Annotated in this window: 18 protein-coding genes and 1 tRNA gene; 7 read left to right on the plus strand and 12 right to left on the minus strand. The window is 71.0% G+C overall.

The window, feature by feature from the left end; genetic code table 11:
- On the plus strand, nucleotides 1–1,593 hold the full coding sequence (locus ABD882_RS00120; protein ID WP_345183106.1) for a sensor histidine kinase: 1,593 nt from the start codon (nucleotides 1–3) through the stop codon (nucleotides 1,591–1,593).
- 12 nt (nucleotides 1,594–1,605) lie between these two features.
- On the opposite strand, the gene ABD882_RS00125 is transcribed toward ABD882_RS00120, so the two are convergent.
- The 6 genes from ABD882_RS00125 to ABD882_RS00150 form a co-directional block, all read right to left on the minus strand.
- Nucleotides 1,606–3,132 (minus strand): FAD-dependent oxidoreductase, encoded by a 1,527-nt coding sequence (locus ABD882_RS00125; protein WP_345183108.1) that lies wholly within the window; start codon nucleotides 3,130–3,132, stop codon nucleotides 1,606–1,608.
- Nucleotides 3,129–3,995, minus strand: coding sequence for an FAD:protein FMN transferase (locus tag ABD882_RS00130; protein ID WP_345183110.1), 867 nt, complete (start codon nucleotides 3,993–3,995; stop codon nucleotides 3,129–3,131). The genes ABD882_RS00125 and ABD882_RS00130 overlap by 4 nt, the downstream gene beginning before the upstream one ends.
- On the minus strand, nucleotides 3,996–4,472 hold the full coding sequence (locus ABD882_RS00135) for an FMN-binding protein (RefSeq protein WP_345183112.1): 477 nt from the start codon (nucleotides 4,470–4,472) through the stop codon (nucleotides 3,996–3,998).
- Between the two features lie 95 nt (nucleotides 4,473–4,567).
- Entirely contained in the window at nucleotides 4,568–5,605 is a 1,038-nt protein-coding gene (locus ABD882_RS00140; RefSeq protein ID WP_345183114.1) for a ribose-phosphate diphosphokinase, read from the minus strand.
- A 9-nt stretch (nucleotides 5,606–5,614) separates the two neighbouring features.
- On the minus strand, nucleotides 5,615–7,045 hold the full coding sequence (gene glmU, locus ABD882_RS00145) for a bifunctional UDP-N-acetylglucosamine diphosphorylase/glucosamine-1-phosphate N-acetyltransferase GlmU (RefSeq protein WP_345183116.1): 1,431 nt from the start codon (nucleotides 7,043–7,045) through the stop codon (nucleotides 5,615–5,617).
- A 1-nt stretch (nucleotide 7,046) separates the two neighbouring features.
- A tRNA-Gln gene (locus ABD882_RS00150) sits at nucleotides 7,047–7,118 on the minus strand.
- A gap of 108 nt (nucleotides 7,119–7,226) precedes the next feature.
- Between ABD882_RS00150 and ABD882_RS00155 the strand changes: the two genes are divergently transcribed.
- The gene (locus ABD882_RS00155) at nucleotides 7,227–7,694 is read left to right on the plus strand and encodes a GNAT family N-acetyltransferase (protein ID WP_345183118.1); all 468 of its coding nucleotides are present in this window, start codon (nucleotides 7,227–7,229) and stop codon (nucleotides 7,692–7,694) included.
- A gap of 39 nt (nucleotides 7,695–7,733) precedes the next feature.
- A complete protein-coding gene (locus tag ABD882_RS00160) occupies nucleotides 7,734–8,243 on the plus strand; it encodes a MarR family winged helix-turn-helix transcriptional regulator (protein WP_345183120.1) in 510 nt (169 codons plus the stop codon).
- Between the two features lie 15 nt (nucleotides 8,244–8,258).
- Here the strand turns inward: ABD882_RS00160 and ABD882_RS00165 are convergent, their stop codons facing one another.
- From ABD882_RS00165 to ABD882_RS00180, 4 genes are all read right to left on the minus strand, one after another.
- Nucleotides 8,259–9,431, minus strand: a complete 1,173-nt coding sequence (locus ABD882_RS00165) for an amidohydrolase family protein (protein WP_345183123.1) — start codon at nucleotides 9,429–9,431, stop codon at nucleotides 8,259–8,261.
- The gene (locus tag ABD882_RS00170) at nucleotides 9,418–10,755 is read right to left on the minus strand and encodes an aspartate aminotransferase family protein (RefSeq protein ID WP_345183125.1); all 1,338 of its coding nucleotides are present in this window, start codon (nucleotides 10,753–10,755) and stop codon (nucleotides 9,418–9,420) included. The genes ABD882_RS00165 and ABD882_RS00170 overlap by 14 nt, the downstream gene beginning before the upstream one ends.
- On the minus strand, nucleotides 10,752–12,302 hold the full coding sequence (locus ABD882_RS00175) for an APC family permease (RefSeq protein WP_345183128.1): 1,551 nt from the start codon (nucleotides 12,300–12,302) through the stop codon (nucleotides 10,752–10,754). The genes ABD882_RS00170 and ABD882_RS00175 overlap by 4 nt, the downstream gene beginning before the upstream one ends.
- Nucleotides 12,303–12,398: 96 nt before the next feature.
- Nucleotides 12,399–13,757, minus strand: a complete 1,359-nt coding sequence (locus ABD882_RS00180; RefSeq protein WP_345183130.1) for a type I glutamate--ammonia ligase — start codon at nucleotides 13,755–13,757, stop codon at nucleotides 12,399–12,401.
- A 176-nt stretch (nucleotides 13,758–13,933) separates the two neighbouring features.
- On the opposite strand from ABD882_RS00180, the gene ABD882_RS00185 reads away from it, so the two are divergent.
- On the plus strand, nucleotides 13,934–14,755 hold the full coding sequence (locus tag ABD882_RS00185) for a class II glutamine amidotransferase (protein ID WP_345183132.1): 822 nt from the start codon (nucleotides 13,934–13,936) through the stop codon (nucleotides 14,753–14,755).
- A 5-nt stretch (nucleotides 14,756–14,760) separates the two neighbouring features.
- Nucleotides 14,761–15,618 carry a MurR/RpiR family transcriptional regulator gene (locus ABD882_RS00190; RefSeq protein ID WP_345183134.1) on the plus strand — a complete coding sequence of 286 codons (858 nt, stop codon included), beginning with the start codon at nucleotides 14,761–14,763 and terminating at the stop codon, nucleotides 15,616–15,618.
- Between the two features lie 67 nt (nucleotides 15,619–15,685).
- On the opposite strand, the gene ABD882_RS00195 is transcribed toward ABD882_RS00190, so the two are convergent.
- Nucleotides 15,686–17,209, minus strand: a complete 1,524-nt coding sequence (locus tag ABD882_RS00195) for an aminotransferase class I/II-fold pyridoxal phosphate-dependent enzyme (RefSeq protein WP_345183136.1) — start codon at nucleotides 17,207–17,209, stop codon at nucleotides 15,686–15,688.
- 78 nt (nucleotides 17,210–17,287) lie between these two features.
- Between ABD882_RS00195 and ABD882_RS00200 the strand changes: the two genes are divergently transcribed.
- Nucleotides 17,288–18,199: a LysR substrate-binding domain-containing protein gene (locus tag ABD882_RS00200; RefSeq protein ID WP_345183138.1), complete on the plus strand. Its 912-nt coding sequence runs from the start codon at nucleotides 17,288–17,290 to the stop codon at nucleotides 18,197–18,199.
- 62 nt (nucleotides 18,200–18,261) lie between these two features.
- Nucleotides 18,262–19,635, plus strand: coding sequence for an FAD-dependent oxidoreductase (locus ABD882_RS00205; RefSeq protein ID WP_345183140.1), 1,374 nt, complete (start codon nucleotides 18,262–18,264; stop codon nucleotides 19,633–19,635).
- Here ABD882_RS00205 and ABD882_RS00210 read toward each other — a convergent pair.
- Nucleotides 19,616–20,557 (minus strand): NADP-dependent oxidoreductase, encoded by a 942-nt coding sequence (locus ABD882_RS00210; protein WP_345183143.1) that lies wholly within the window; start codon nucleotides 20,555–20,557, stop codon nucleotides 19,616–19,618. The genes ABD882_RS00205 and ABD882_RS00210 overlap by 20 nt on opposite strands.
- Nucleotides 20,558–20,564 lie beyond the last annotated feature (7 nt).

The raw sequence follows: 20,564 nt of genomic DNA on the forward strand, positions 1-20,564 counted from the left end.
ATGAGCCTGTTCCACCCTCGAGCCAGAGGTCCGCTCTCCCTGCAGACCCGTCTCATGGCGGCGGTGACCGGGTTCGTCTCGCTCATCCTGGTCGTGATCGCGATCGCGACCAGCGTCGTGCTCGGCAACGTGCTCAACGGGCGCCTGCAGGACGAGCTCGGCACGGCGAGCAAGGGCCTGGTGCGCGCCGCGGCGGAGAACCTCTTCCTCTCGCGCGCGGTGCCGGACGCGTCGGAGCTCTGGTCCAGCCAGACCGGCGTGCAGAGCGGCACGCTCGTCATCGTGCTCTCCGACTCCGGAGCCGTCACGGGCTCCTACGTGAGCACCGATCGGGTCGCACAGCACCTCTCCAGCCTGCAGATCCAGCAGGTCGTCACCGCGCTCAGCGAGGGCCGCTACGAGGAGGAGGTCGGCGGGCTCGGCACGTACCAGTTCACCCATCAGCCCGTCTCCATGCCCGGTCAGGACGCGCACTCCTTCCAGGTGGTCACCGGCCTTCCGCGGGCGGCCACCGACGCGCAGATCACCACGCTGTTCTCGGTGATCGCCCTCACCACGATCGGCGGGCTCATCCTGCTCGCGCTGTCGACGGCGATCACGATCCGCCTTGCCCTGCGGCCCCTCCGCGAGGTGGCGGCGACCGCCAACCGGGTCGCGAACCAGCCTCTGGATCGCGGCGACGTGTCGATCACCGAACGCGTGCCCGCGGCCGAGGCGGATCCGCGCACCGAGACCGGGCTGGTGGGCGCCGCCCTGAACACGCTGCTCGACCACGTTGACGCCTCACTCGCCGTCCGCCAGCGCAACGAGGAGCGGATGCGCCAGTTCGTCGCGGACGCCAGCCACGAGCTGCGCACCCCGCTGTCGTCGATCCGCGGATACTCCGAGCTCTCGCTGCGCGCCCTGGACCGCTCCACCGCCGAGGAGGACGCGGCGACGGCCTCGGCGCACACGGCGCTGGAGCGCATCCAGGCGCAGTCGCTACGCATGACCAGCCTGGTCGAGGATCTGCTGCTGCTCGCGCGGCTGGAGGAGGGCAGGGAGCTGACCCTCTCCACTGTCGATCTGTCGCGGCTCGCGATCGAGGGCGTCGAGGACGCCCGGCCCACGGCGATGGATCACGAGTGGTCGATCGATGTGCCGGAGGAGCCCGTCGAGATCATCGGCGACACCGGCCGCCTGCAGCAGGTGGTCGCCAACCTGCTCGCCAACGCCCGCACCCACACTCCCGCGGGGACCCGCATCGCGATCGCCGTCTCCGAGGAGGGATCCGAGGCCGTGCTGCGGGTGCGCGACGACGGGCCCGGCATCGATCCGGCCGTGCGCGACGAGCTGTTCTCGCGGTTCGCGCGCGGCGACCGCTCCCGCAACCGCGCGACCGGCGGATCCGGGCTCGGCCTGTCGATCACGAAGGCGATCATCGACGGGCACGGCGGCTCGATCAGCGTCACCAGCGAGCCAGGCTCGACCGTCTTCACCGTGCGGCTGCCGCACACGCCGACCGTGCAGAAGCGGGCCGCGCCCGCGGACGCAGCCGAGGACGCGCCCCCGCCCGGCGGACATCGGATCGAACGCGTCGTCGGCGGGCGCTGAGAGGCCGCGGGGTCAGTAGCCGGCGAACGCGTCTGTCGTCACACCGCGCGCGCCCCGCAGGGCCGGCGCGAGCTCGGCGATCAGCCGCGGCGGGCCCGAGATGAACGCATGCCGCGAGTGCAGATCGGGAACCAGGTGCTGCAGCAGCGCCGCATCCAGGCGCGCTCCACCGGCCCACTCCGCCGTCCCCGGCAGATCGGCGGGGCGATCCGGCGTCACCACGACGACCCGGACCCCCGATCCGGCGAGTTCGGGCAGGTAGGCGCATTCCTCGGCGGCGGAGGCGATGAGCACCAGCACCGCGCCCGTGCGTGAGCGTCCGGCCAGCTGGGAGACGAAGGGCGTCACCCCGATCCCCGCCGCCACAAGCAGCACCGGGGTGTCGCGGCCAGGCAGCACGAAGTCGCCCCACACCCCGGTCGCCGTGAGCACATCGTCGGTCTGCAGCACCGCGAGTGCGCGCTTGTACGTCGACCCCTGCGCGGTCTCGCGATACGCGATCCGCACGAACGGGAGATCGGCGGGCGTCGACACCAGACTGAACTCGCGCCGGGTGCCGCGGCTGTCCGGCCGGCGATGCGGCACCTGCAGTTCGAGGTACTGGCCCGGCCGGAACCGGAACGGACGGCGGGCGCGGAACGTCAGCTCCTGAACGGTCGGCGTCACGGCGCGGCGGCGCACGATCGACAGGCCGATCCCGGAGCGGGCGACCAGGATCGCGGCGAGCAGGTTGCCGATCAGGAGCGCGCGCTCCTGGCCGAGCGTGATGATGCCGAGGCTGATCGGCCACCCGGCGAGCACCCCGACCACCGCCGCGACGACCAGCTGCTGCCCCCTCCGCGAGGGCAGCGTGAGCGGCTCGCTCAGCATGAACGCCGCGAGGAAGAGCATCGGCGACTGCAGGGTCACGAGCGTCAGGATCCCGCCGGGATCGACCGCGAGGCCCGCGGCCGCGGACTGCACCCCCAGCCGCATCCCCGACACGAGCACGTACACCACCATGAACAGCAGCGCGACGCGGATCCGCTCGGTGCGCCACAGCACGATCAGGCCGAGCACGGCCACCGGAATCGCGAGGACGGGCGTGCCCACCCACCAGGCCGAGAAGCCCAGCCCCAGCAGCGTCAGCACGGTCGCCCCGACCGCGGCCGGGTTGAGCAGGTGCCGGCCGCGCCACACCAGGACGTACTTCGAGAGCGCGGCGACCACGCCGGCCAGTGCGATGCCGCCCACCTGGTCGGGATTCGCGCCCGGCTGCACCACGAACAGCAGGATCAGCGCGGTGATCAGCGACGACTCGATCCGGCGCGGGATGTGCAGCAGCGCCTGTGCCACGGCGTCCGTGCAGAACGTCGCGAGCGCCAGCAGGGCCAGCGTGGCGACGAGCTCGAGCGGAGTGGGCGCGATCGCCCCGACCGCGGAGAGCACCACGGCGATCACGGCGAGAAGGAGCAGCGCGTACAGCGTGAGCCGGTACATCGACAGCCGTCCGAGCTGTGCGAGCACGCGCTGCCGTGCGCCGATCAGCGTCGCGATCATGCGAAGACCTCCACCCGGCTCCCGGCCGACCACTCGAGACGACCGTCCGTGGTCATCCGCACCCATTCCACACCGTGCCGGTCCGAGAAGCCCGCACCGCCGTCGAAGAACAGCGCCGTGGCGGCCGCGTCCGCGAGCATCGCCTCCGGTGCGATCGCCCAGGTCGCGACGATCGTGCGGACCGGTTCGCCGGTGCGGGCGTCGAGGACATGATGCAGGCCGCCGTGCGCGCCGGGCCAGGCGCGCCGGTTCACCGCGGACGCGCAGAGCGCCTCGTCGGCGATGGTCGCGACCCCGATCGCCCTGGTCTCATCGAACGGATGCTCCAGCGCGACCCGGATCGGCGGGCCGCTCACGCGCAGATCCCCGCCCGCGTCCACGATCCGCGTGGCGTGCCCGAAGGATCCGAGCAGGTCGTGCACGACGTCGACGATGCGGCCCTTGCCCAGGGCGCCCACGTCGATCAGGGCGGGGCTCCCCAGCGCCAGCGCCCCGCCGTCCCAGGTGAGCTGCTGGGTCCAGTCCGGCACGGCGGGCAGGGCGCCGCGATCCGCGAACGAGTAGTCGGCGTCGTAGCCGCGTGCGGCCAGGCTGTCGCCGACGAGCGGCTGCACGGCGCCGTCCGTCGCCGCGGACAGCGCGCGGTACAGCTCGAGCATGGCCGTGGCGTCCGGCGGCACCGGCACCTCCTGCGGCTCCTCGGCCAGCGCGGTCACGAGCGAGTCCGCACGGAATCGGGACCAGGTGCGGTCGAAGTCGTCGATCATGCCGAGCACCGCGCTCCGCTCGCCGTCCGCAAGAACCTCGTCGCCCACGTCGATCTGCCACGCGGTGCCGATCGCGTCGAACCGCCAGGTGCCCACTCAGCCGGCGGCTTCGGTGCGGATGGTGGCGAGCGCCTGGTTGAAGCCCTTGCTGGTGAGCGAGGACCCGGCGACCCTGTCCACCGAGATCTCGTCGAGCTTCTTGCCGACGACCTGAGCGGAGATCCCGCCGATGAACTGCGTCTGGTAGTGCGTCGTCTCGGCCGCCTGCGGGTCTCCGGTCACGCTCACCTTCGTGACCGTCCCACCGGACAGGGTGATCGAGACGGAGATCTTCTCGACGGTCTCTGGCGTCTGGTAAGAGCCGTCCGCCGTGAATGTTCCGTCCTTGTACTCGCCTGCGACAGCGGACGGCGAGCTGGTCGCGGACGATGCAGTCGCTTCGGTGGAGGGCGACGGTGCGGAACCGGTCGCCGTGTCGGCGGAGGATGACTCCGCAGCGCAGCCTGCGAGCAACAACGCACCCGCAATGCCGACGACAGCGGATCCTTGACGAATCGGGGAGGGGAGCTTCATGGATCCAGCTTCGCGAAAACGCCTGTGCGTCTCCTATGAGGCGCCCTTCGACGGGCTCAAGGCCCTTCAGCAGGCTCAGGGTCCGGTGGGAGCGGTCAGGCGGCGCCGTCGAACATGCTCGTGACGGAGCCATCCTCGAAGACCTGCTTGATCGCCGTCGCCAGCAACGGGGCGATCGGGAGGATCCGCAGACCGGGGAACCGCCGGGACTCCGACAGCGGGATCGTGTCGGTGACGACGACCTCGTCGATCGCGGAGTCCTGCAGGCGCTCGCTCGCGGGATCCGAGAAGATCGCATGCGTCGCGGCGACGATGACCTTGCGCGCGCCGTTGGCCTTCAACGCCTGCGCGGCCTTCACGATCGTGCCGCCGGTGTCGATCATGTCGTCGACGAGCAGGCAGGTGCGCCCGTCCACGGCGCCCACGATCTCGTGCACCGAGACCTGGTTGGCGACCATCGGGTCGCGGCGCTTGTGGATGATCGCGAGGGGGGCGTCCAGGCTGTCCGACCACGTGTCGGCGACGCGCACCCGGCCCATGTCCGGGGAGACGATGGTGAGAGTCTCGCGGTCCTCGGCGGTGAGCGTCTCCTCGAAGTGCGCCAGCAGCACGGGCTTCGCGAACAGGTGATCGACGGGACCGTCGAAGAAGCCCTGGATCTGCGCGGCGTGCAGGTCGACGCTCATCACGCGGTCGGCGCCGGCGACCTTGAGCATGTCGGCGACCAGGCGGGCCGAGATCGGCTCGCGGCCGCGGCCCTTCTTGTCCTGCCGGGCATACGGGTAATACGGCGCGACGACCGTGATGCGCTTGGCGGAGGCGCGCTTGGCTGCGTCGAGCATGATGAGCGTCTCCACGAGCCACTCGTTGATCGGATCGCCGAAGGACTGGATGATGAACAGGTCGCAGCCGCGGATCGACACCTCGAAACGGGCGTAGAGCTCACCCGAGGCGAACGTGCGGTGCTCGACCGGTGCGAGCTCGGTGCCGAGCGCCGCGGCGACGGCAGCGACCAGCTCCGGATGGGACCGGCCTCCGGCGACGACGAGCCGTTTCTTGGTCTTCGCGACCAGACCGGGCGCGATGTCGTTGTCGCGATCCAGTTCGACCGTCGTGTTCTTCTTGCGCCCCATCGGACCCGCCTATTCCGCCGATTCGGCCCGCGCCGCAGCATCCGCCGCGGCCGTGCCTGCTCTGTTCTGCTCGACCCACCCCGGAACGTTGCGCTGGGGTGCCACACTCATCGCCAGCGCACCGGCCGGGACGTCCTTGCGGACGACGGCTCCGGCGGCGGTCTTCGCGCCGGCACCCAGCCTAACGGGCGCGACCAGCACCGTGTGCGAGCCGGTGTGCACCTCGTCCCCGATCTCGGTGCGGTGCTTGTTCACGTCGTCGTAGTTCGCCGTGATGGTCGAGGCGCCGAGGTTCACTCCGCGGCCCACGGTCGCGTCGCCGACGTAGGACAGGTGCGGGACCTTCGACCCGTCGCCGATCTGGGCGTTCTTGGTCTCGACGTAGGCGCCGATCTTGCCGTCGGCGCCGAGGGTCGTGCCGGCACGCAGGTACGAGAACGGGCCGACGGTGGCGCGGGCGCCGATCACGGCGAGGGTCGCCTCGGAGCGACGCACCTCGGCGTCCTCCCCCACCTCGGTGCTGACGAGCGTGGTGTCGGGGCCGATGGTCGCACCGCCCGCGACGGTGCTCGCGCGCAGGAGGTGCGTGTTCGGCAGGATCGTGACATCGGGGGCGAGCGTCACGTCGTCGTCGATCCACGTGGTCGCCGGATCCTGGATCGTGACGCCGTCGCGCTGCCAGCGGCGCACGATCCGCTCGTTCATCAGCCGCCCGACCTCGGCCAGCTGCGCCCGGTCGTTGACGCCGAAGGTGACGGTGACATCCGAGACCACCGACGCCGCGACGCGGGCGCCGTCCCGGCGGAGCATGCCCGGCACGTCGGTCAGGTACATCTCGCCCTGGGCGTTGTCGACGCCGACGGCGGGGAGGTATTCGCGCAGGGTCGCGGCGCGGAACACGTACATGCCCGCGTTGATCTCCGGGATCGCCGCCTCCTCGGCGGTCGCGTCCTTCTGCTCCACGATGCGGTCGACGTCGCCGCGCGCATCGCGGACGATCCGGCCGTAGCCAGTGGGATCGGCGACCACCGCGGTCATCAGCGTCGCGGGAACCGCGGCGGCCCTGTGCTCCGCGACGAACGCGCTCAGCGTGTCGGCGTCCGCCAGCGGGCAGTCGCCGGAGAGCACGAGCACGTCGCCGTCGAAGCCTGCGGGCAGGGCGTCCAGCGCGACCTGCACGGCGCGACCGGTGCCGGGGACGTCATCCTGGTCGACGAAGACCACGCCGGGGTGGTCGCCGGTGAGCGCGGCGACGACCTGGTCGCGCTCATGCCGCACGACGACCTCGATGTGATCAGCGTGCAGACGCTCGGCCGTGGTGAGCACGTGCCCGACCAGCGGCCGTCCGGCGATCGGGTGCAGCACCTTGGGCAGGCGGGACTTCATGCGCGTGCCCTGGCCTGCGGCCAGGACGACGATCGCGAGGGTGTTCTCCGTCATGCTCCGCCGCCAGGATTCGAACCTGGGCCTAACAGCTCCAAAGGCTGTCGTGCTGCCGTTACACCACGGCGGACCGCGGTCGCCGGGCGTCCGCGCCTCAATTCTGCCATGCGCGGATCGGGTGATCCGGCCGGAACCGGCCGGCAACCTCCGCGCAACACGGCTCGGGCATCGTGGAGCCATGACGATGCTCATCGACCGCGTGCGGGAGTCGACGCCCGAGCTGGCGGATTTCCTCGCCGCCCATCTGCGCGACATGGAGTCCACCGCGCCCTCCGAGAGCCGGCATGCGCTGGGCCTCGCCCGCCTGCTGGATCCGGACGTCCGCCTGTTCGCGGCCACCGCGGACGGAGCGATCATCGGCACCGGCGCGCTGGCCGCGCTGGAGCCGGCGCATGACGAGCTCAAGGCGATGCGCACCGCCCCGTCGCTGCGCGGCCGGGGCATCGCCTCCGCGCTCCTGGCCACGCTGGTGGGTGACGCGCGGGCCAGGGGGATCCGCCGGATCTCGCTGGAGACCGGATCATCGGATCGCTTCTGGCCGGCACACCGCCTGTACGCAAAGGCCGGATTCGACGAGTGCGAACCCTTCGGGACGTATACGGACGATCCGCACAGCCTGTTCCTGACGCTCCCGCTCGACGTGTGACCGCGCGGCGGGCGCGGATCCTCCCGCGATAATGGAGCGATGAGCAACGGCGACGCGCACACCGGCGACGAGGTCGATCGGATCGTCGCGGCGTGGAACACGCAGCGCCCCGACCTCGACTTCTCGCCGCTCGAGGTGTTCTCCCGCGTGGACCGGCTCTCCCGCCTGCTCGACCGGGCCCGCCGGGACGTGTTCCGTCGCAGCGAGCTGGAACCGTGGGAGTGGGATGTGCTGTCGGCGCTGCGCCGGGCCGGCCTGCCGTTCCAGCTCAGCCCGAAGCAGCTGCTGCAGCAGACCCTGGTCTCCAGCGGCACCATGACCAACCGGATCGACCGGCTGGTCGGCCGCCGTCTGGTGCGGCGCGAGGCGGATCCGGTCGACGGACGCAGCATCCTCGTCATCCTCACCGACGACGGGCGCGTGCGGGTGGACGCCGCGATCACCCGGCTCGTCGACGCGGAGGCGACCCTGCTGAGCTCGCTCTCCCGCGGCGATCGCGAGCGTCTGGCGGGGCTGCTGCGCAAGCTCAGCCTGGGATTCGAGGACTGACGCGAGGCGACGTTGTCAGAGCCCGTACACGCGTTGTGCGTTCCCTGCGCCGATCATCCTCAGCACGCGACACGCGTCGTCCTCGCTCCACTCGCCTTCGCGTACCCAGCGACCCAGCACCGCGGCCATGCCGCGCCGCCAGAGGATCGAACCGACCAGATGCAGCTCAGGCAGCCCGAAGGCATCGGAGGAGTACAGCTGCTTGGCGAACGGGGCGATCTCCAGCGACTCCGCGATGAGCTGGCCGCTCTGAGCGCCGAGGTAGTTCACGCCCAGCCCGATGTCGAAGTAGACGTTGTCGAAGGCCTGCGCCAGGTAACCCGCCTCGCGATGATAGGGATAGCAGTGCAGCAACAGCACGGGGGTGCGTTGCACGTCGGTCCGCCGCAGCAGCGGGAGCAGCAGCATCGGGTTGGCGCGGTGCAGATCGAGGTCCCGGTCGCCGAAGCCCACGTGCACCTGCAGCGGCAGTCCTGTGCCGACCGCCGCATGCACGACGAACGCCTCGAGCACCGGATCCACGAGGCGCGGGGCGGTCGTGCCCTGAGCCGCCCAGCGCGTCACCGCGGCCGTCACGTCAGCTTCGATCGGCGGAGTCCAGTCGATGTCGAAGCCGGTGCGGTACGCGACGATCGTCTTGAAGCCGACGGCGTGCCCCGCGGCCTCCGCGATCTCGGTGCGGAACGCCTCCGCGAAGTCGGCGGGCGCGATGCCTCCGGCCAGCAGCGCTTCGGCAAGGAGCTCGAGCCGCACGATCTCGCTCGTCGCGCCCCCGGATTCGGCGGCCATCGCGGCAGGATCCGTGATCGGCCGGGAGCTGAACCCGGTGTCCATCACCCAGTGCGCCACACCGGCGTGCGGCAGCAGCCGGCGATCCAGATCAGCAGGAGCCAGCGCGGCGCGCGCCGCCCAGTACTCGTCTGCGGGTGCATGCCGCTCGATCCCCAGCAGGGGAGCGCACCAGCGACGGAATGCGAAGCCCGGCTGCGAGTCGAACTGGGTCATGAACGCCGGGATCGGATCCGTCGACGCCTCGTTGAACGACTCCTCGAAGGCGGCCCGGTCGATCTCGTCGACATAGCAGCCGTGCACGTGATGATCGATCAGCTCAAGCGCCCTCGCGGTCTCCGCGAGGGCGAGCGGGACCCGCTCCAGCCCTTCGAGCACGTCGAACTCACCAGCCTGCATATGCCTGAACCTCCTGGTCCGTGACCTTACCGGCGATCGCATCGCTGATCGCCTGATCCAGGATCTCCACCGAGCGGTCGATCTCATCGTCCGAGATGACCAGCGGGGGCGTGATCTCGAGGACGTTGCCGCCCACGTAGTAAACGACCGCGCCGAGCTGCCAGGCTCGGTAGACGGCCCGCCGCGCGAGATCGCCGTCCGGCGCGACGCCGACGCGATCCTGCACGAGCTCCAGACCGATCGTGAGGCCCCGGCCTCGCACGTCGCCGATGCGCTCCGCACTGCGCCCCTGGTCGCCTCCTCCCCCCGCGGCGAGGCCGCGCAACCCGGCTCGGAACCGCTGCCCGGCCTGGTCGGCACGCGCCACGAGGTCCTCCGCATCGAGCGTGTGCAGCACGGTGCGCGCGACGGCGGTGCAGATGGGGTTGCCGGCCGTGGTCAGCAGCGCCGACCCGGCCGGGTGGTCCAGTATCTCCGCCGGGCCGACCGCGGCTGAGATCGGGAGCCCGGCGCCGAGCGCCTTGCCGAACGTCACGATGTCCGGCACCACCCCGTCGTGCTGAAACGCGTGCAGGAGGCCGGTGCGGCCGAGACCGACCTTGACCTCGTCGCACACCAGGGGAACGCGGGCCGTGCGGCAGACGTCCTGCACCGCCCGCAAGAAGCCCTCCGGCGGCACGACGAGGCCACCGTCGGAGAGGATCGGCTCGACGATCAGACAGGCGACGCGCCCCGTGCCGAGCGCCTCCCGGATCGCCGAGAGAGAGCCGGCCACGTCGGACTCGATCCCGTCAGGCCCGGGACGGAACGGATTCGGGTACGGCACCAGCACGACGTCTGGATCCGCCGCGTGGCCGGCGTCGATCTGCTCGCCGGACACGCCCATGGCAAGACCGAGGCCACCGTGGTAGCCATGCTCGAACGCGATGACGGTACGCCGGCCAGAGGCGTGGCGGCAGGAGCGCAGCACGACGTCGTTCGCATCGGTGCCCGCATGGCCCAGATAGACACGGCGCTCCCTGCTGTCTGGTGCGGGCACCCGCGCGAGCAGATCTTCGGCCAGACCCACCGAGTCGGGATGGATCGCGGAGAGCCCGCCGGCGCCCGCCGCCGTACGCGCCGCCTGGGTGACGGCCTCCACGACGGCAGGGTGACCGTGTCCGAGGCCGGCCGCGGTCCACGTCGCCGAGAGGTCGACGAGCTCGCGCCCTGCCGGATCGACCAGGATCGCGCCGTGGCCGCTGACAACTTCGAGCGGGAAGAAGCGCAGCTTCTCCACCCCTGCGATCGTCCGCGCGTCACGCTCGAGCAGCGACGCCGTCATCGTCTGCTCTCCGGCGCCCCCGCGTGGTGGATCGGATCCAGTTCCTTGCCCAGTCCGGGAAGCTCCAGCTCCTTGGCAAGGGATTCCCCGACGCGCTTGGCGATCTTGGATGCCGCGATCGCGAGCACCAGCCCCAGCGCGCACCAGTACAGTCCGACCAGGCCCGACGCGGCGGCGTCGGCGGAATCCTTCACGTTGAACCAGATCACGATCACGATCACCACAGCGCCCAGGGACGGCAGCACCGTCCCGAGCACGCGGCCGCGTCCTCCGTGCACGCCCTGGAAGCGGCCGTGGTTCACGAAGTACACCGCGGCGACCTCGACCATCAGGTAGGCGACCATGAGGCACACCGTTCCCGCGACGGCGAAGTAGAAGTAGGCGTCGATCGCCGAGTTGCCCGTGCCCATGACCGGCCAGCCCGTCGCGGCACAGACCAGCAGGACCACTACCACGATCGCGAGCACCAGCCAGGCAGCGCGGCGCGGGCCGCCCTTCGGGTGCAGTACGCCGAGCGAGCGGGGCCCGAACCCGTCGCGGGAGAACGCGAACAGCATCCGGCTCGCGGTGGCGACGGTGGCCATGTGCGAACCGAATGCCGCGCAGGTGGCAGTGAAGACCGCGATCACGCCGAACCATGGGCCGACGTAGCGGGTGCCGAGGTCTCCCAGCGTGTTTCCGGAGGTGCCGAACGACTTCAGCCCCGCGGCGTCGGTGCCGAACCCGATGGTCTGCGCGAACATCACCACGACGAAGAGCACGCCGGTGATGAGAAGCGTGCCGAACAGGGCACGCGGAATGTTGCGCTTGGGGTTGCTCGTCTCCTCACCCAGTGATGCGCATGCCTCGAAACCAGCCCACGACAGGAACGCTGCGACGACACCGGAGAGCACCTGGCCCACGTCGATCCCGCTGAAGCTGAACGTGGAGAAGTCGACACCGGTGTGCGGAGCGCCCCCGTGACCGAAGATCGCGATCACCAGGATGATCATCGCGATGATGCCGACGCCTTCGATCACGAGCAGGACCTTCGCGATCAGCGCGACGTCGCGTCCGGCGAGGAAGAAGGAGATGACGGCTCCGACGAGCATGATCAGCGGCCACGGCAGCTGGAAGGGATGCGCCACCCCTGGCTGGAAGCCCGCGATCAGCGCGTTCGCGAACGCCGCGGTCAGGGCGAGCGTGCCGATCGAGAATCCGACATATGCGCCGAGCATCGCGCAGCCCGAGAAGAAGCCGGTGCGCGGGCCGATGGTGCCGCCGATGAGCCCGTAGGCGGATCCGGCGTGGTTGAGGTGCCGGGTCAGGCGCATGAAGCCGTAGCCGACGAGGGCGACGCCGATCGCGCCGATCACGAAGACCAGGGGCACGGATTTGCCGACGATGGCGACGAGGCCCTGCCCGTTGCCGGACATGGCGAGGGTGGGGCCGACCGTGGCCAGGGACAGCGCGAGGGCGGCCCAGAGCGGCAGGGAGCGACGCGGCGCGGACCGAGGCGGTTCGGAGCCGGTCGGCGGGGTGAGGTGCGGCGAGGTGGCGGCGGACATTCGGGTCTCCTCCATTGGGGACGGAACGGGTTCAGGGGTAGGGCGGTAGGGGTCGAGGTGACGTCCTGGTGGGCGATGAGGGCGAGGGTGTCGGGGTCAGCTCCAGGCCAGGCGGAGCGCCGCGGTGATCTCCTCGGGCGTGCTGCCCGCGAAGACGTCGAGCTCATGACGCCGCACAGCGACCGCCCCCTCGACGATGTCGGCGCCGAACAGCTGCTCGGCGAGTGCCGAAGACGCGAGCCGGTCCAGCGCGGCGGAGGGTTCGGCGTCCAGGCGGATCAGAGCCGCATCCTCAGCGTCGGCGGGGTTGCCCGCGACTTCGGCGGGCAGCGGCAGCGCTCGAGCGATCCCGTCCAGCGCGGAGCCGAGCAGGCCCGCGGTGGCGAGATACAGATTGGCGCTGGGATCCACGATCTTCAGCTCGATGTTGGCCCCGTGCGGGTTGCCCGGCGTTCCGGCGAGGAAGCGCAGAGCGGCCTCACGGTTCTCCAGTCCCCAGCACGCTGCAGCACCGGACCACGAACCGGGAGTGAGCCGCAGGGAAGAGACGACGGATCCGGCGTACACAGCGAGCAGATCGGGCAGTCCGGCGAGCACCCCGCCGATCGCGCTCCCGCCCTCAGAGGTGATGCCGTGCGGGCCGTCGCCGGTACCGAACACGTTTCGACCGTCTCGCGCGAGCGACAGATGCAGGTGCATGCCGTTTCCGGATCCGCCCACGAATGTCAGCGGTGAGAACGACGGAGCGAGGTCGTGCCGCGCGGCCACGAGGCCGATGAGGATGCGCGTGAGCACCGCCGTGTCGGCCATCTCCACCGGCGGCAGCGGCGCGAGCGATACTTCGAACTGATCTGTGCCGTACTCCGCATGGATCTGCTCCGCGCCGACCTGCGCCTCTTCGAGCGTCCGGGTCAGGTCGGTGAGGAACGCGCGTTGCGCGACCACCGAGTGCATGCCATAGGCGGCCCAGGGGGATCGCCCGAGGCGCGATCCGTCCGGGGCGATGAGAGTGAATTCGAGCTCGGCGCCCATCTGCGCCGTCAGCCCGAGCGTGTCCAGCCGGCCCTCGAGATCGAAGAGCCGCCCCCGTGCGCACAGCGACGAGCGCTCCCCGCTCTGCTCGTGGTAACTCGTCGGGCCCCAGGCCATGCCGTCTCCGATCGGCCGGACCATCGCAGGATCCAGGCGCAGCCGCAGATCACCGGAGACGCCGATCCCTGGTGTGAAGGCGATGCCGTTGTCGGCGCAGAAGACGACCCAGGACGGCGATGCGCCCATGCCGGAACTCGCAAAACTCGGCAGCCGGCGTACGGGCACCCCCTTCGAGCGCGTCACGCCCGCGAAGTCGAGCGCCGTGCCGACAAGCAGGTCGACCCCGCTCTCGCGGAGAGAGCGCACGAAGTCGTCCAGGTCGCGGTCGTTCGGTTCGCCGGTGTGCACGGGGCCAGTGGTCACAGTGCCGTCCCTTCGTCGGGTCACGTCGTCGTGGAGCATGGTCGTCCCGCAGTGGATACGACATGTTTGTTACAGTCTTACACAGATTCGCGAATCTGTTACATTTGAGTCAAGAACACTACTGAACGCGGTGGCTTCGCCGACGATGGTCGGGCCACCCGGGAGCGGAGATCCCCATGTGCCGTCTGTTCGCCTACGTCTCCCCTGATACCTCGACGGCCGACCGAGAACTCGGGGCGGACGGAATCGAGAGCTTCCTCTCCCTCGCCCGCCTGCACGGAGACGGTTGGGGCTGGGCGGGGGTCGCGCACCTCGGCGATGTGCCGGAGGTGCGCAAGTCCCCGCTCTCCGCCGCCGAGGATCCGGACTTCCTCCGTGCGATCGGCACCGCCGGTCACGCCGCGATGATGCACCTGCGCTGGGCGACGCTCGGCCTGCCCGTCGACCGCCGCAACGCGCATCCGTTCCGCTCGGGGGACATCTCCTTCGAGCACAACGGATCCCTCAAGCCGATCGATCGGGTTCGCGCCATGCTCTCCGCCGAGGCGCTGGCCCGGATGACAGGCGACACCGATAGCGAAATGTACTTCGCCCTCATCCAGGAGAAGCTCGCCGAGGGAACCCGTCTGCCGGAGGCGACCGCCCAGGTGGTCCGCCGCCTGCGCGAGGCCTTCCCGCTGTCCAGCCTGAACGCCATCCTGCTCGACCGTACGCAGCTGGTCGTCGTGCACGCGAGCGCGCGCAGCGTGCTGCCCGAGGACGACCTCGAGGAGATCGCCCAGCTCGGCGGGCTGCCCGATGAGCACAACGAGGACTACTTCGCGCTGCGTTGGAAGCGCTCGCCCGACGGCACCGTGCTCATCAGCTCCACCGGCGTGGCAGGCATCGGCTGGGAGACGTTGCCTCCCGAGTCCGTGACGACGGTGCAGCTCGACGACGGCACGATGCGGACCGAGCCGCTCGGCACCGGGCCCATAGGCGCCGCCGTGACAGACTGACCGATATGGCCGACGACGATGCACTCTCCGACCTGGTCGCGGCGTCCCTGCCCACGCTCAGCCGTGCGGGGCGCCAGGTGGGTCGCGTGCTGCTGGCCGATTACCCGAGCGCCGGCCTGTCCACCCTCGCAGACCTCGCCGGGCGCGCGGGGGTGAGTCCGCCGACGGTGCTCCGTTTCGCGCAGAGCCTCGGCTTCGGCGGCTTCACCGAGTTCCAGCGTGCGCTCCGGGACGAGCTGACACGGCAGTCCTCAGGTCCGCTGGTGCGGCTGAGCACGCCGGCCGAGGCAGGCACCCCGCGCGAAGTCGTCGTGCGCGATGCGACCACGCAGGCCGAGCGGACCATCGAGTCGTTCGCGCGGATCCCCGATGCCTCCTACGCCGCCGCGGTCGCGCTGCTCGCCGATCCGGGAAGGCGCATCCTGCTCACCGGAGGACGATTCACCTACCTCGCTGCGTACCACCTCGGCACACACCTTCAGGAACTGCGCGCCGGGGTGCGGATGTTCAATGATCCCGCCGGGCACGACCTCGGCGCCGTCGTCGACATGGCGGCGCGCGACGTGCTCGTGCTGTTCGACTTCCACCGCTATCAGCGCAGCGCCACCGAGCTCGCCCTCGCCGCGAAACGGCGTGGAGCCGCGGTGCTGCTCGTGACCGACAGTCTGGACTGCCCGATCGCCCCCCGCGCGGACGTCGTGCTCGACGTCGCGAGTTCGACGGATCACGCCTTCCAGAGCGACTCCGCCGCGTTCATGCTCAACGAGCAGCTGTTGAACCTCGTGCTGGAGCGCGTCGGCGAGCCCGCGCACACCCGCCTCGCGCTCTGGGAGCGCATGCGCGAGGACGAGCTGCTGCCCTGACCAATGCCGCTCTGGCCCTGAGCGGACGGCGTCAGTTCCCGCGGCTGCGCCAGAACGACCCTCCTCGTCAGCGCACGCGATCGGCGACGGCGGCGGCCAGAGCGTCGCCGGCGAGTGCCGGTCGTTCGTCTGCCACGCGCACCACGCGGACCCCGTCCACAAGCGGATCCACGGCGCCGCGCACATAACCGCCCGGGCTCGCCGCGACGGCACGCAGGAAATCGATCGCCTGTGCGGTGACCACCTCGCCGGGCAGCAGGTTGGGGATGCCAGGCGGGTAGGCCGCGAGCGAGTCCGCGGAGATCCGGCCGACTGCCTCATGGGCGGCCACCACCTCGGTGTGCGCGAACGCCGCGTCCCGCGGACGCATGACTGCGGGGCCCGGCGACGGCAGCGCGACGGCGCCGGCCGCTGGGCGCGCGGCGAGGTCACCGACCGGGCGCAGCGCCGTGAGGGCGGACACGAAGCGCGCGGCGTCCGGTCTGGTCCCTGGACCGACAAACGCGACGATGCAGGATCCGGTCGAGATCTCGGTCAGGATCCCGAACCGGCGCAGCAGCTCCTCACGCACCGTGTGCCCGTGCAGGCCGGCTGCGCCCACATCGATCGAGATGCGGAGCGGGTCGTGCGCCACGATGTCCTCGAACGCATCGAATCCGTCGCTCACGATCGGGAACCGCCCCGTCGCGCGGACCGCGTCGCGAAGCCCGGCCGCCGCAGCGATCGAGGCGCCGATCCGCTCCCTCCCGGTCTCCAGCGTCGCGCGCGCGAGGTCGAGGGATGCGAGCAGAAGCGAACTCGCGCTGGTGGACTGCGTGAAGGTGAACGCTCGGTCGATGAGCGGCTCGAGGGCGTCGGCGAACTCGCTGTGCGCGAGGTGCAGCATGGCGGACTGGGTGAGACTGCCGCCCATCTTGTGGGTGGACGAGACGACGAGGTCGGCACCGAGCGTGATCGGGTTCTCCGGCAGGTCTGGATGGAACCCGAAGTGCGCCCCCCATGCCGCGTCGACGACGAGCGGGATCCCCGCCTCGTGGCAGACCTCCGCGATCCCCGCGATGTCGGCGACGGCGCCGAAGTAGCTCGGGCTGATCACGTAGGCGGCCTTGGCGTCGCCGTGCCGCAGCGCCTGGCGCATCGCCGCCGGCGTGAGCCCGTGGTTGATCCCGTGTTCGGGGTCGATCGAGGGCTGCACGAACCGCGGGTCGAGGCCGCCCAGGATGATGCCGTCGAAGAAGCTCGAATGCGCGCTGCGCTGAGCCACGACGATCTCGTCCGGGGACCGGAACGCGGCGAGCGCGAGCGCCGCCATCCGATTCGCCTCGGAGGCGCCGTTGGTGAGGAACCATGTGCGGCGCGCGCCCCAGGCGCGCGCGGCCGCCTCGCGGGCCTGCTCGAGAGGGTTCACCGCGCCCTTGTCGATGCCATCCAGCAGCGGCTCGACGTCGTAGCTCAGCACGTCGGCTCCGAAGAAGTCGGCCATCGGCGACGCGGCGGCGGGATCGGCGGCGTGGCCGGGGACGTTCAGTCGCTGCAGATCGCGTACGGCGAATCGGCGGAGGGCATCGGCATAAGGCGTGGTCGGGATCACACTTCGATCCTTCCCGGTCGCGCTAACATAGGGAAGCGAGATATCTCTCGAATGTTCCATACTGCATATGGAGGCTTCGTGCTCGACCTGCGTCAGCTCCGCGCTCTGTGGGCCGTCTCACAGCACGGATCGATGCTGCGCGCCGCACACGCACTGCAGTGGAGCCAGCCGACCGTGACGCACCATCTGCGAGGGCTCGCCCGGGTGCTCGGTGCGGATCCGGTCACGAGCGGGCCGGACGGCACTCGGCTGACGGCGGTCGGCCACGCGCTGCTGCCGCACGCGAGCGCGATTCTGGATCGTGCCGATCGCGCCGTCGAAGAGATCCATGCGCTCGTCGCCTCCTCGCGGCGCCGGATCGCGATCGGCGTGTTCCCCTCGGCGGGCGCGCGCCTGCTCCCCCGAGTGGTGCGGGAGCTGCGCGCCGCGGGCTTCGATCCTGACGTCACCGAAGCGGAGCTGGATCCGCTCCTGGCCGCCGTCACCGATCTTCGCCTCGACGCCGCGATCGTCTATGACGCGCCAGGACGACCGACCGTGCTGCCACCGGGATTCCGGATGATCCCGGTGCGCCGCGAGCGGCTCTCGGTGATCGTCCCGGCCGAGCATCGTCTGGCCGGGCGCGATGGCGTGTCGCTGCCCGATCTGAGCGACGAGCCCTGGGTCGTCGGCGCAACCGTCGCGGACCCGGTCGACGCGGCTCTGCGCACGGCCGCCGAGAACGCGGGCTTCACGCCCCGCGTCGCGATGCGCAGTGACGACTATGCGGTCGTGGCCGCCTACGTCGCCGCGGGCTTCGGCGTCGCGCTCGTGCCAGAGCTCGCCCTGCCCGCCCATCTCGATGCCGTGCGCACGGTGGCGCTGGACGACGCGGTCTTCGAGCGGCGCATCTTCCTCGTCACCGCCCCCGCCGTCGAGGACCCCGTGCGCACCGCACTCGAGCGCGCGCTGCGTGCTCCCGGGGCCGCAGAGCGGCAGGCTCCGTCCTAGGGCCGGCCGAAGTTCCCCGCAGCGCGTTCCGCCCCCGAGCGTCGTCGGCTATCGTCGCCCCCATGAGCGAGCACATCACGACCGATATCCTCATCGTCGGCTGGGGCAAAGCGGGCAAGACCCTCGCGGGCGCCCTGGGCCGTGCCGGGCGCGGGGTGACGCTCGTGGAGCGTTCCGAGAGCATGATCGGCGGCACATGCATCAACATCGGGTGCGTGCCGACGAAAGCGCTCGTGCACCAGGCGGAGCTGCGACGGCCAGGCGACGACCCCGCCACCTGGTTCGACGCGGCCGTCGAGCGACGCGATTCACTGATCGACCGCCTGAACGCGGCCAACCGCGCAATGCTCGAACCGATCGATCAGGTGCGGCTCGTCGTCGGCGCGACGGCGGCTTTCGTCGGCGACCGCCGGGTGCGGGTCACCGCCGGTGGCGCGCAGCTCGAAATCTCCGCCGACACCGTCATCGTCAACACCGGCGCCGTGCCGCGGCGGCTCGAGGTCCCCGGCGCCGACGGACCGCGCGTGCACGATTCCACCTCGCTCCAGCACGTGTCGCCGTTCCCTGCGCGGCTCGCGATCATCGGATCCGGCGCGATCGGCCTGGAGTTCGCCAGCATGTTCGCGCAGTTCGGCAGCGCGGTCACCCTCATCGACCGCGGCGAGCGCCTGCTGCGCGGGGAGGACGAGGACGTCGCTGCCTCGGTGCGGCAGGCGCTGACCGATCAGGGCGTGACGATCCTGCACGGCGCGACTACCACGCGCATCGATGATGACGGCACGCAGGCCACCGTGCGCACCACGTCGGGCGACGTGCCCGCCGATGCGGTGCTCAGCGCGGTCGGCCGGGTGGCGGCAACGGCGGGGCTGGGGCTGGACGCCGCGGGCATCGCGGTCGACGCGCGCGGCGCGATCGAAGTCGACGATCTGCTGCGCACGAGCGCCCCCGGCGTGTTCGCGGTCGGCGACGTCAACGGCGGGCCGCAGCAGACCTACGTCTCTTACGACGACCACCGCATCGTCCTCGCCCAGCTGACCGGAGGCGCACCGCGCTCGCGGGCCGACCGCGTGGCGGTGCCGACGACCGTGTTCACCACGCCGCCGTTCGCGCGGGTCGGCTGGTCCGAGCGCGAGGCGCGCGAGGCCGGAGCCGACATCGTCGTGCATGCCAAGCCGGTCGCCCAGATCGCCGCCATGCCGCGCCCGAAGACCCTCGGCGAGACGCACGGGATCATCAAGCTCGTCGTCGATCGCGGCACCGATCAGGTGCTCGGGGCGGCGCTGCACACCGTGGACGCCCAGGAGCTGGTCAACCTGATCGCGCTCGCGATGCGCACCGGCACCACCGCGAGCGCGCTGCGCGACGGCATCTGGACGCATCCGTCCACGACCGAGGCGCTCAACGAAGTGCTCGCGTTCACGCCTGCGGGTCGATGACCACGACGACCTTCCCGGTCACCCGGCCCGTCTCCACGCGCTCCTGCGCGGCCGCGAGATCCTCCAGCGCGTACTCCGAGTCCAGCTGCACCGTCAGCTTTCCCGCGTCCGCCAGGGCGGCGATCTCGGCCAGCTGCGGCCCGCTCGCTGCGACCAGGATCTTACGGATCGGCGAGGCGCCCCAGCGGGCGATCGATGCCGTCTGCTCGTCGCTGAAGCCGGTGATCGTGACGACGGCGGTCCCCGCCGCGATGGCGCCCCGCGGCGGCATCGTGTCGTTCACCGTGACGATCACGGCGTCCACGGCCGCGGTGGCGGCAAGAGACGCCTCATCGCGGTAGTCGATCACCTGATCCGCACCCCAGCTCCGCACCAGCTCGTGCTTGGCCGTGCTCGCCGTGGCGATCACCTGCGCTCCCCGTGCCTTCGCGAGTTGCACGGCCAGGTACCCGACGCCTCCGGCGCCGCCCAGGATGAGCACGCGCTGCCCGGCGACGACGCCGGCCACCTCGAGCGCATTCCACGCCGTCAGCGCCGCGAGCGGTGCTGCTCCGGCCTGCGCGGCGGTCCATGCCGACGGCGCGAGGGCGAGGTCGGTGACGGGAACGACCGCGTAATCGGCCAGAGTGTGCGCCGCGGCGGGGAAGCCGGCGAGCGCGAACACCCTGTCCCCGACCGACCACCCGGCGACGTCCGGCCCGACCGCCGAGATGGTGCCGGCGACGTCCCAGCCCGGGCGATCCGTGTACCGGATCGGGCCGAAGTCCACGGCCGCGGCCCTGATCTTGACGTCCACGGGGTTGAGTCCGGCGGCGGCCACCGCCACGACGACCTCACCAGGACCCGGGACGGGGATCGGGACATCGATGACGGCGACGACTGCTGAGGCCGGCCCTGCACCGGAATATTTCGCTGAACGCACGTGGCGC

It is taken from the genome of Microbacterium panaciterrae, from assembly GCF_039541635.1.
Lineage (GTDB): Bacteria > Actinomycetota > Actinomycetes > Actinomycetales > Microbacteriaceae > Microbacterium > Microbacterium panaciterrae.